This window comes from Algoriphagus yeomjeoni (assembly GCF_003259505.1).
Lineage (GTDB): Bacteria > Bacteroidota > Bacteroidia > Cytophagales > Cyclobacteriaceae > Algoriphagus > Algoriphagus yeomjeoni.
The window spans coordinates 481,725-492,604 of record NZ_QLLK01000001.1 but is presented as its reverse complement, the minus strand read 5'-3'; the positions used below and the strand labels follow the sequence as shown (position 1 = coordinate 492,604).

The 10,880-nt window shown below is 40.6% G+C and carries 10 protein-coding genes; 9 read left to right on the top strand and 1 reads right to left on the bottom strand.

The genetic code is table 11. From position 1 onward, the window contains the following. The 9 genes from LV83_RS02065 to LV83_RS02025 all read left to right on the top strand — a co-directional run bounded on the left by LV83_RS02065 (position 1) and on the right by LV83_RS02025 (position 10,125). Positions 1-1,158 (top strand): DUF4221 family protein, encoded by a 1,158-nt coding sequence (locus tag LV83_RS02065; protein ID WP_111609852.1) that lies wholly within the window; start codon positions 1-3, stop codon positions 1,156-1,158. Beyond that, positions 1,151-2,290, top strand: a complete 1,140-nt coding sequence (locus LV83_RS02060) for a DUF4221 family protein (protein ID WP_111609851.1) — start codon at positions 1,151-1,153, stop codon at positions 2,288-2,290. Before LV83_RS02065 ends, LV83_RS02060 begins: the two co-directional genes overlap by 8 nt. Further along, positions 2,287-3,405, top strand: a complete 1,119-nt coding sequence (locus tag LV83_RS02055; protein WP_111609850.1) for a DUF4221 family protein — start codon at positions 2,287-2,289, stop codon at positions 3,403-3,405. Before LV83_RS02060 ends, LV83_RS02055 begins: the two co-directional genes overlap by 4 nt. A gap of 287 nt (positions 3,406-3,692) precedes the next feature. Further along, positions 3,693-5,030 carry a porin gene (locus LV83_RS02050; RefSeq protein ID WP_111609849.1) on the top strand — a complete coding sequence of 446 codons (1,338 nt, stop codon included), beginning with the start codon at positions 3,693-3,695 and terminating at the stop codon, positions 5,028-5,030. A 121-nt stretch (positions 5,031-5,151) separates the two neighbouring features. Continuing rightward, complete coding sequence (locus LV83_RS02045; RefSeq protein ID WP_111609848.1) at positions 5,152-6,744, top strand: BCCT family transporter; 1,593 nt, start codon at positions 5,152-5,154, stop codon at positions 6,742-6,744. 43 nt (positions 6,745-6,787) lie between these two features. Next, the gene (locus LV83_RS02040; RefSeq protein ID WP_111609847.1) at positions 6,788-7,648 is read left to right on the top strand and encodes a universal stress protein; all 861 of its coding nucleotides are present in this window, start codon (positions 6,788-6,790) and stop codon (positions 7,646-7,648) included. Positions 7,649-7,746: 98 nt separating this feature from the next. Beyond that, complete coding sequence (locus tag LV83_RS02035; protein ID WP_111609846.1) at positions 7,747-8,919, top strand: DUF4221 family protein; 1,173 nt, start codon at positions 7,747-7,749, stop codon at positions 8,917-8,919. 150 nt (positions 8,920-9,069) lie between these two features. Further along, a complete protein-coding gene (locus tag LV83_RS02030) occupies positions 9,070-9,684 on the top strand; it encodes a cytochrome c oxidase subunit 3 (RefSeq protein ID WP_111609845.1) in 615 nt (204 codons plus the stop codon). A gap of 6 nt (positions 9,685-9,690) precedes the next feature. Continuing rightward, positions 9,691-10,125 (top strand): SRPBCC family protein, encoded by a 435-nt coding sequence (locus tag LV83_RS02025; protein ID WP_111609844.1) that lies wholly within the window; start codon positions 9,691-9,693, stop codon positions 10,123-10,125. On the opposite strand, the gene LV83_RS02020 is transcribed toward LV83_RS02025, so the two are convergent. Further along, positions 10,122-10,592, bottom strand: coding sequence for a Fur family transcriptional regulator (locus LV83_RS02020; RefSeq protein WP_111609843.1), 471 nt, complete (start codon positions 10,590-10,592; stop codon positions 10,122-10,124). The genes LV83_RS02025 and LV83_RS02020 overlap by 4 nt on opposite strands. Between the last annotated feature and the right edge of the window lie 288 nt (positions 10,593-10,880).

Below are 10,880 nucleotides of genomic sequence, written 5' to 3'. Positions count from 1 at the left end.
ATGAATAGATTTTATTTACTCCCCCTTTTAGCGTTGGCATTTTCCTGTGGGGAAAAGTCAGCATCTGATGCCGACATTACACAATCAATCACTATTGATTACGAGCTGGACACCGTGATGGTAGATGCCGGTGATGACTTTATCTATGTAAATTGGAAATTGACGACTTCAGATTTATCTGCTGACGAAAAGTATTTCTACAACTTCAAAACAGGATCCAATGAACCCGGTTTGGAGATCATAGACCTGGAAAACCTGAAACTAGAACGAGTCATCCCCATGAGCATGGATGGCCCCAATGCCATCCGGTCTCCCTACATGTCAGATGTTTATGCACTTCCTGATGGGACTATTTATCTATCTGATAGCTACGAGCTATACCTTTTTGACCAAGAAGGAAATAAGCTTTCTACGCTAAATTTTGGAAATCATGAGTTCGAAGGCGAAAAGCTTCCTGAAGAGCTGCGCATAGGTCTCACGCATACACTTGATAAAGAAAATAAGCGAGTGATTACACTTTATGCTGATCAAAAGCTCGAGAAAGCACCTCTGGGAATAACTGTATTTGACTTGGAGCAGGAACAGTTTTATTACAAACCATTGCCCGCATTAAAGGAAATGGAGAAATACCGCATCAATTACTACATAGATGGCAATCCCATGGGAGCTATGTTTTCATCCTTTGAGCTACTCGCAAAAAATGATACGCTAATTCTATCGAATACCGGGTCAAATGAACTGTTTTTCTATAATTTGAAGACAGATTCTCTCAGTTCCAAAGCCTATTCCAGTCAATACACCAGTTTTGAGATCACCAAGACTTACCCTGAGCGTGTGGAGTCGGAATCAGAGTATAGGGATTTGGTGAAGGAAACTCAGAAAAATGTACGCTACGGGCCATTGCTTTATGACGATCAGAAGGATGTTTACTGGAGGCTTACCAAGGAAATGGATCGCATGAAAGGCGATACTATTGTCCACAAAACCGTCCTCACAGCCTTTGATCAAAACTTTGATCAACTTTCCGAAACACTACTCCCAGAGGAATATGTCAGCACGTATCAAGCTTTCGTACGGGATGGAATGATCTACTCCTTTTTGAATATCGATGATGAAGTGGCTTTTGTGAGGCTCAAACCAACTTTTACTAATGAATAAGCACTTCCTTATACTCCTACTCCTTGCATTTGCCAGCTGCTCTTCGGAGAAAAAATCCGAGGGCAAAATCGAAAATTTCCAGTTTTCCTATGAATTGGACACCATACAAATCGACTCGAAGGGTGAATTCTTCTTTCTTAATAATGGCCTAAGTGGATCCACTCTGAGTAAAAGCGGTGAACTCTATACTTTCAACCGTCCCCAGAAACGCTTAGATATTATAGATCTGGATCAGCTGCAACTGAAAGATACGGTAAAGTTTGAAGTGGAAGGACCAAATGGGATAGGTGGACTTGGCGTAAACACGATCAATCTTACCGACTTAGGAGATTATTACCTTTCGTCATTCTCTGGAATTAGACAAATGGATTCCAGTGGGAATCTAAAAAGATTCATAAACTGGGACAATGAGGAGCGCATCCAAGATCAATTGGGCATAGGAAAGCTGATTAGTTTTGATGGAATCATTTCCCCGGATGGGTCCAAATTCTATGGAACCTACTCTGCTGAGGGAAGAGGCGGGTCCAGTATGGCGGATGGGTTGGCAATAATTGACTTAGAAACATTGGAACTGAAAATGATCGAAGTCCCTAAGCTTTCCGCATTAAAGGAATTTAAAATTGAACTGGATATTGATGGCATGAAGACCACAGCAGGCGACAGTTATGACTTGCTATTAAATGACTCCAAAATTATCATATCACAGGGTTCAATAAACGGCATTTCTGTTTATGATTTGGTAAAAGACACCTTAGTGACTTACGATTATCAGACAGAACTATTGCCTGCCGCCAAGCCGGGGAATTTCCAGCGAAAGGTGGCGACTATGGAAGCTTTTCAGCAGGCCTCAACGCAACGAAGCAAAGAGCCTCTTTTTGGGGATTTTATGTATGATTCCAAGAATCAACTTTATTACAGGATCAGCTTCTTGAAAGACCTGAATCCTGAAGGCAAAACCGAATGGATGGGAATTCTCTCTATTTTCAATGAAGAATTCAACTTACTTCATGAAGAAGAAGGTCTGGGCAGGTATTTAGGTAAAAAATTCGTTCGAGACGGCAAAATCTATCGCTTCATAAATATGGAAGACGAGATGGCATTTGAAGTCTTAACACCAACTTTCAACAGATGAAAAAACTAAGTTATTTACTAGCAGTCCTAGCTTTTGCAAGCTGCGCTTCGGAGAAGGAAACTCAAGAAGAGCCCACAAAAAATGTCGAAATCTCCTATTCCATCGACACCGTACTCGTAGATGCGAAAGATGAGTTCTTATTTTTGAATTGGCGCTTAGGCATCTCTGATGTCGATACCGAAAGTAAACTTCTCTACAATCTCAATCCAGAATCTCTACGCCTTGAAGTGATTGATTTAGAAAAGCTGGAGCTCAAGGAGCTCGTGCAGCTGGAAAAAGAAGGCCCTAACGGCGTAGGTGGAGGATTCGTTATCGGCCTCGACAAACCATCGAATGGAAATCTATTTCTTTTCGATGTAACGGGTATCTTCCAGCTCTCGCCTGATTTCACGAAAATGAACAAAATCCTGTTCGAAGGTGAAAACTTGAGCAATCAAGGATTACCGGCAGAAGCTATGATTGATATCGATGCGGCGATTTCTGAGGAGGGAGATTTGATAGCATCTCTCTACCAAGAGGTAGGAGCAAAAGGAAATTACTTGGGACTGGCATTGCTAAATGTCGATACCGAAGAATTGAGTCTACATCCAACGGATTTCCTGCAATACCTAAAGGATTTGGAGATTTACATGGTACAAGATGGAAGAACGCGGATGTCCTTTCCTGAGCAACATAAAATGCAGTTTCATGGTAACAAGCTAATTATCAATACCTCTGCAAAAAATGAAGTGTGGATGTATGATTTGGATACTGATAGTCTGACAAGTAAAACCTACGAGAGTAAACTCACCTCAAATGCCAAGTCCGGAAATTATGAGCGAACGACTGAATCCATGGAGAGATTTCAAGAAGAAGGGAAGAAAAAATCAAGTGAAGTCGCATTCAACCCGCTGATGCATGATCCTGCAAGAGAGGTGTTCTGGCGCACCACTATAGAAGGAAAAACAAAAGTTTTGACTGTCTTTGACCAAGATCTGAATATGCTGGGTGAAACCCAGATCGAAGAGGAATTAGAAATCGGAAACAATACCTTTTTCCTGGACGGTGCTATCTACCAATTTCTTAACATCGATGACGAAATGGCTTTTGTGAGGTTGAAACCAACCTTTGATTAGGACTATAGATTCCTACGTTCTCGATTTGGAAATAGCTCCGAAAAGTGAATTTTCCAAAGCAAAGTTGAAACTGAAATTTGATCCAAATGAGCAGTTGATATGGCCCTAAAAAATTGGGTTTTGGTAAAAAAATATCAGCATGTATTAGGAGATCCGTTTGCTGAAAGCTATTTTAAAAAAGGTCGTTCAAAGAGTTTTTAGATTTCATTCAACTAAAACTCTTCGAATAACTCTTACTAATCAGCAATTTAGACCAACTTCTTTTGAAGGAAGAAAATCTACAATCAATGATGCGCTTCTTTTTACTTTTTCAACTTGTACTTGTATCCACTTCCATCTTGGCAAGGGATATACCTGAAGATTCTGTAAAGCGGAAAAATACGTTAGCAAATTTTTTCAAAAAAGATTATGGCTATTCTAAAGCCACGCTCGAGTTTGCAAACTTTGCAGCCCAAGAAACCAAAAAAGATACTTCCTGGCTGAAAATCGGGGGAGCACTCCGGTTAAATACCATCTACACACACTACGAGGGAAAAACCTTTCCTTTAGGGACAGAGCTCAGGAACGATTGGACTTGGGATACCTGGCGGGTTAATGTTGACTCCTATAGTGATGGTCTGCAGCTTTCTTTTGAATACCGATTTTACCCTACGTTCAATACCCACTTCATCAAATATGGATGGATTGGTTACCGATTCAATCCAACGACCAACTTACAGGTAGGTATTACCCAAGTACCTTTTGGCCTACTTACCTACGCCTCCCACAGCTGGTGGTTTACCACTCCGTATTACGTAGGACTGGAGGATGATCATCAAATCGGATTTAACTTTACTAAAGAGTTCGAAAACTGGAGATTTAATATCGCATACTTTTTACTATCAGAGCCAAGAGGAACCAACGAACTGAGTTTCGGCGTACCTGCTTCTGCCAGGTATTCATACGATGTAGTCCCAGTCCCTGGAAATAGAAATATCGAACGGAGGCAAGTCAATTTAAGGGCGGCAAAGCTTCTTAAATCTGGAGAAATCGGCCTTTCCCTTCAAACCCATGAGGTTTACAATCAGCAAACCACGCACACTGGTCGGCAATTCGCTGGGGCTATTCATTTTGAAAATAACTGGGGGAAGTGGAATTTAAAGACTCAAGCCTTATATTATAATTTCAAAAATGTCCAAGACGATAATGGGCGCGTTTTGGATTTTGTCCAAATGGGGGCATATGGTTTTGGCACCTATGACGTAGCCGCAGAGGCTGCGATGTACACCATTGGCGTTTCTTATGATATCCCTGTAAACTGGGGCCCTGTCAGAAATATTCAGCTTTACAGCGACTATACCTACATGCAAAAATTCGGGGAAATCCGCATAAACGGGGAATCCCAGCGCTTTGCTCCCACGCATATGTTTGTTCCCGGTGCTCTGGTGAGTGCGGGCAAAATATACTGCTATTTTGATGTTGCCAGGGGTGTCAATCAACCTTGGCTTACCGATTCATTTGGAGGAAATTCTATCGGTACAGGTAGAGGAATCAATTATCAGGAGCCAATCAGCGATACCAATCCCATTGACCGCAATCCTTCTTGGAACACTAGACTAAACATTAACCTCGGTTATTATTTCTAAACCCTTTTTACATGAAATGCCCATGAGAGAATTTCTGACCAGGCAGAAGATTACTAGAGGCATTCTCCCGATGAAAAATCGGGACAGGCAATCTGACCATTGAAAATCAAATTATATACAGATGAAAAATAAGTACTTCGATATCCACCCTCCGGTTTTTTGGCCGGCTACCTTTCTTATATTCTTTTTTATTACCCTTACGCTCTGGGTTGGAGAACCTATGGAACAGATCTTTCTGAGCATGAAGGACTTCATCACAGATCAGACGGGCTGGCTATTTATCTTGGCAGTCAATCTGTTCATCCTTTTTTGCATCTACGTAGGATTTAGTAAATATGGTAAGATCAGACTTGGGGGAAAGGATGCTCAGCCTGAATTTTCCACTTCAGCCTGGTTTGCCATGCTGTTCAGTGCCGGAATGGGTATTGGCTTATTATTTTGGGGCGTCGCTGAGCCAGTTAGTCACTATGCAAACTCGCCAACCTCCGAAAACTACAGCGTAGAAGCTGCGCAAAGTGCGATGAACTTGACCTTCCTCCACTGGGGACTGCATGCTTGGGCTATTTATGCCATCGTAGCGTTAGCATTGGCATTTTTCTGCTACAACAAGAAGTTACCTCTTACGATTAGATCTGTATTTTACCCCCTTTTGGGTGACCGAATCAATGGCTGGATCGGAGACGTGATTGATGTTTTTGCAGTTTTGGCAACGCTATTCGGCTTGGCTACTTCACTTGGATTTGGAGTACAGCAACTTAGTGGAGGTCTTTTTTACCTTTTTGGGTTGCCAAACACTTCCACAACTCAAGTAGTATTAATTGCAGCAGTCACTTCAATCGCCACGATCTCAGTAGTTTCTGGAATAGATAAAGGCGTCAAGTTTTTAAGTGAATGGAATATTAGAATTGCAGCAATTTTCCTTGTTTTCATTTTAATTTTTGGTCCCACACTTTATATTTTGAGAGGGTTTCCCCAAAATGTCGGAACATATTTGAGTGATTTCATCTCCGTGTCTACCTGGACAGAAGCCTTCATAGATGAAGGATGGCAAGGTGATTGGACGGTGTTTTACTGGGCTTGGTGGATATCCTGGTCTCCTTTTGTCGGGATGTTTATCGCCAGAGTATCCAAAGGAAGAACAATTCGGGAGTTTATTTTTGGCGTGCTGTTAATCCCTTCCTTGCTCACGTTTTTATGGATGACCGCCATGGGTGGATCCGCGATATACCTGGATTCACAATCGGGCAACCATCTATTGGCCAATGAGATTGTTTCAGATACTTCCACCGCGCTCTTTGTATTTATCAACCAGTTCCCTTTGAGTATAGTGGGTTCTATCATCAGTTTATTTCTGGTGGCTTCATTCTTCGTTACTTCCTCAGATTCAGGGTCTTTAGTGATTGACAATATTACTTCAGGAGGTAAGTTAGAATCCCCGGTTGCCCAACGGGTTTTTTGGGCCACTACGGAGGGAGCCGTTGCAGCAGTGTTACTGGTTGGTGGTGGATTGGGTGCGTTGCAGACGGCGACGATCACGACTGGACTACCGTTTTTGGTGATACTCTTATTTATGGTGTATTCTTTAAATAAGGGATTAAAATCAGAGTATCAGAAAATGGAACAACTTGAAAAACCAACTGATAAACAACGGTACGAGAAAAAAATCGAGAAAAGCATCAAAAAAAGCGAAGAGAAATCTCAAGAGCCTAAATAAAATTGAAATTTCCAGCATCTGTCAATGATAAAATTAATTTGAGATGAAAAATCTAAAAAGAATTGCCTTAGCTGCAGACTTAACTGAAATGGATGAGACGATCCTCCGGTTTATAAAAGGGTACGATAAACTTTTTGACTTTGATGAACTTTGTATCATCCATCAAATAGAAATCGAAGAGGTCTCTTCGGAATTGCAAGCCGTATTGGACAAAAAGAATATGACGCTGGAAGAGTTGATTCACAAAGAAATCCAATCCAGTGTTGATACTATTTTTGGGTCAGGTAACAGTAACATTCATATTTATATTCACCCAAGACCAGACTTTAGCGAACTGGTTCAGTGGATCAACAAAAGTAATTTTGATCTTTTCTTTTTGGGGAAAAAGATGGGGCTTGAAGGTTCGGGCGTATTTAGCAGCAAGATGGTTCGCCTTCTTCAATGTAATTTGATTTTGGTACCTGAAACTGCCAAGCCGACAATTAGCAAAATCCTTTCACCCATTGATTTTTCTTCCTATTCGAGCCGGGTTCTTGAAATATCGGAACTCATCGCAAGTAATACGGATGCTGTATTGATCCCAGTTCATGTGCTTAGGATCGGCATTCACTATTTTCCTTTTCTAGGTGGTGAGAAAAAAATCCAAAAAAGCTTAGAGAGCGAAGCACATTCAAAATTTGAAAAACTCAAGAAAAAAGTAAATGTATCTGCTCAGCTCGAAACACTTCTGGTAGAAAGCGAACCTATAGGTACAGCAATTTTCAAAAAAGCCAAAGAGTATAAGGCAGATTTGATTATCATTTCAAAGAAAGGGAAGTCTGATGATTCGGATTTATTATTGGGAAGTGTAGCCGAAAATTTAATTGCTAACGATAAAAATATTACGGTGTTGATTATCAACTAATATCACACCTTTTCAATTATTCACCCATTCCCTATGGATCTCAACCAATCATGTCTTTTTAGTTGGTGTTATGGAATTTTGACCTTACTTTTTAGCGTATGAAGCTACACCACCTCTTAGGTTTTTTTCTCCTCCTTGCCTCCTGCGAGGAAAAACCTGTAGAAGTGCAACTTGCTGTAGCCAATGTCTCTCCGGATTTTAATTATGTGCTTGATACCGTTTTTATCGATGCTGGGAAGGAACAGATTTATTTGGAAATGGACATCAACATGTCGGATTATTCTGCAAGAGAGGGTGTTCTGTACAACCTAACTCCAGAAACCGCCAGAGTGGAAGTGATCAACATGGAGACCCTGGAACTTGACAGTATAATCAATTACAAGATCAACGGTCCCAATAGCGTCAAGCAGTATTTCCCCTTTGGACTCAAGAAAACCTTATTTGGCAATACATTTTTTAAAGAATATAAAGTAATCCACAAGCTCAATTCTGAGGGTAGGAAGATAGATAGCTACGAACTCATTAACAGAGAACTATCCGGAGATCGCTTGCCTTTTGACACTGAGATCGATGGCCTAGGAGAAATAGCGACAGACGGCTCCTATTTGGCAAGCTTCTATGGCAATTTCAAAATTGGGGGGAACGTACTGGGGATAGCTAAAGTAAGTCTTGTGGATAGGTCTTTAAAGCTTATTCCGATTGATTTTTGGGACCAATTGAAGCAATATACCATCACGGTAGATTATGATATCGGCAAGAGAAACAGTTCGCCCGAGTTGAAGTTTCTGCTTTTGAATGGTCCAGATATCATTTTGTCCACCTCCGCCAGTAATGAACTGTGGTACTACGATGCTGAAAGTGGCACGGTCACCAATAAAAAATACCACAGCCAACTCACTTCGGATAAGAAATCTGGAAAATACAGACAAGACATTACCGATCAACGTCTCTTTATGTATTGGGTCAAACGCAAAAATGACGAGGTAACCTTTGGTCCACTACTCAAAGATCAAAATGCTCAGCGGTTTTACCGGTACAGCCGTGAGCTGGACAAAAGCGATCCACAAAGACCCAAGTATGTCTATGTGCTAACGGTTTTTGACGAAAAACTCGATCAAATTCACGAGCAAAAGCTGGACAATAACATACCTATTATTGGTAAATACTTCGAAGAAAAAACCTTCGTACACAACGGCTCAATCTATTCTTATCTGAAAAAAGAGAATCAGCTTGCGTTTATCCGATTAAAGCCAAGCTTCTCAAATGAATAGATATATAATCGCCGCCAATGTTCGTGTCTCACGAACATCAACCATCCGTTCGTGAGACACGAACGGAGGCAAGGGTGATACCCATGCGTTAAAAATCATGTTGTTTTAAAATTTTCTGAACCTTCGACTCAGTTCACTGTTTTCTGATTGATGACCCAGCAAAACGAACGGCTAACCCTTTTCCAACGGATTGAACGACTTCATCCCTACGAGACTATGCTCTATCTGGGCATGATTGGTAGTGGGTTGATATTTTTGTTTATGACTTTTGCTTTTTTGGTCTCCTCCCGAAATCTCCTGGCAGGTATGAATCAATCTGTGCCTATGGCTTTTCTTATTTCTACTTTTTTGTTGGTAATCAGTGGATTTTCGGCTACGTCTATTCGAATTGCTTACCAAGAAGAAAATACGGACAAACTACTCAAAACACTAAGAAACACTGTTTTACTTGGCTTGGCATTTACAGTCTTGCAAGTAATAGGATGGTACGAACTGAAGGGTAAAGGCATAGAGTTCACCGGAATTCCAAGTGGCAGTTTTCTGTATGTCCTCAGTGGCATTCATATTTTCCACCTGTTGGGTGCGATTATTTTTGGTTTGATTCTTTATTTTCAGCTGGACAAAAGCAGAAAAGATGTAGTGCAAAGATTAATCCTACACACGAATCCTTTTGAGAAGATGCGTGTTCGTTTATTTACCTTTTACTGGCATTTTATGGATGGTATCTGGCTTATTCTTTTCCTATTATTTGTCCTTAGTTTCTAAAAATTAATGAAAATCAACCTATCAACACAGGTCAACCAGGATTATTTGTCAGTAAAAAAAGGCTTTGACGAGACGCTGTTTACTAAGCTAAGCCCACCTTTCCCACCGGTGAAACTGGCGAGATTTGACGGGTCAGAAGTTGGTGATTTGGTGTCATTGGAGTTGAATTTTATATTCTTCAAGCAAAAATGGACAAGCGAAATCTCTGAAAGTAAAACCACTGAAGCAGAATACTACTTTGTGGATAAAGGCACAATACTTCCCTTTTTCCTAAAAAAATGGAGGCACAAGCATAGAATAATCAAGAAGGGAAATCAGGCTATAATCCGCGATGAAATCGAGTTTTCAGCTCCTTTTGGATTGGCTACTTTACTTTTATACCCAGCGATTTATTTGCAGTTTTTGTATCGCAAACCCATCTACAAAAAGATTTTCGCTTAAATCACCTGAAGGTTTTCGCAGTTCTCTATCTCGCAATCCCCATAAAGTACCAGTGAGTGACTTTTGATGGATGATTGGAAAGATTTGCCTATTATCTCCTTGATCTCGTTGATTTTGGGGTCGGAGAATTCTCTGATCTTGCGGCATTGATTGCAGACATGATGATCATGGTGTTTATAGGTAAGCGCTTGCTCGTACAGCGCAACTTTATCTTTGAATTGATGTTTCACAGCCAAGCCACTTTCCACCAATAGATCCAAGGTATTGTAAATAGTAGCTCGGCTAATGGTATACCCCTTATTTCTCATGCTGAGAAATAGCCCCTCCACGTCCATATGCTCATCTTCTGGTAGGGAGTACAATTCATCTATTACTGAAAATCTTTCCGGGGTTTTCCTGCTTCCTTGCTTGGTTAGGAAATTTTCGAAGATTTTTTTAGCCTTTTCTATGAGGGCCTTGTCTGCCATGGGGTCAAAATAATTTAAAATAAAGATGAGTCATTCTCATTTTTTTGGCAAACTGGATTAACTAAAGTCAGTAATTTGGTTTCAGTCTAATTAAAACAAAATCAATTTAATTCGTAAACAGATCTAGTGAGAGTGGTTGTTTTTGTAAGTTTCCTTATAATATTCACAAAACAGATTAACTTATTAGAACGATCCGGGTTTTCAATAATCTATGTATAAACGCTTACCCCTAATCCTTATATTTTTTCTTGCTGCGCAGCTTCTGTGTCAAGGCCAAGTACCTGGATT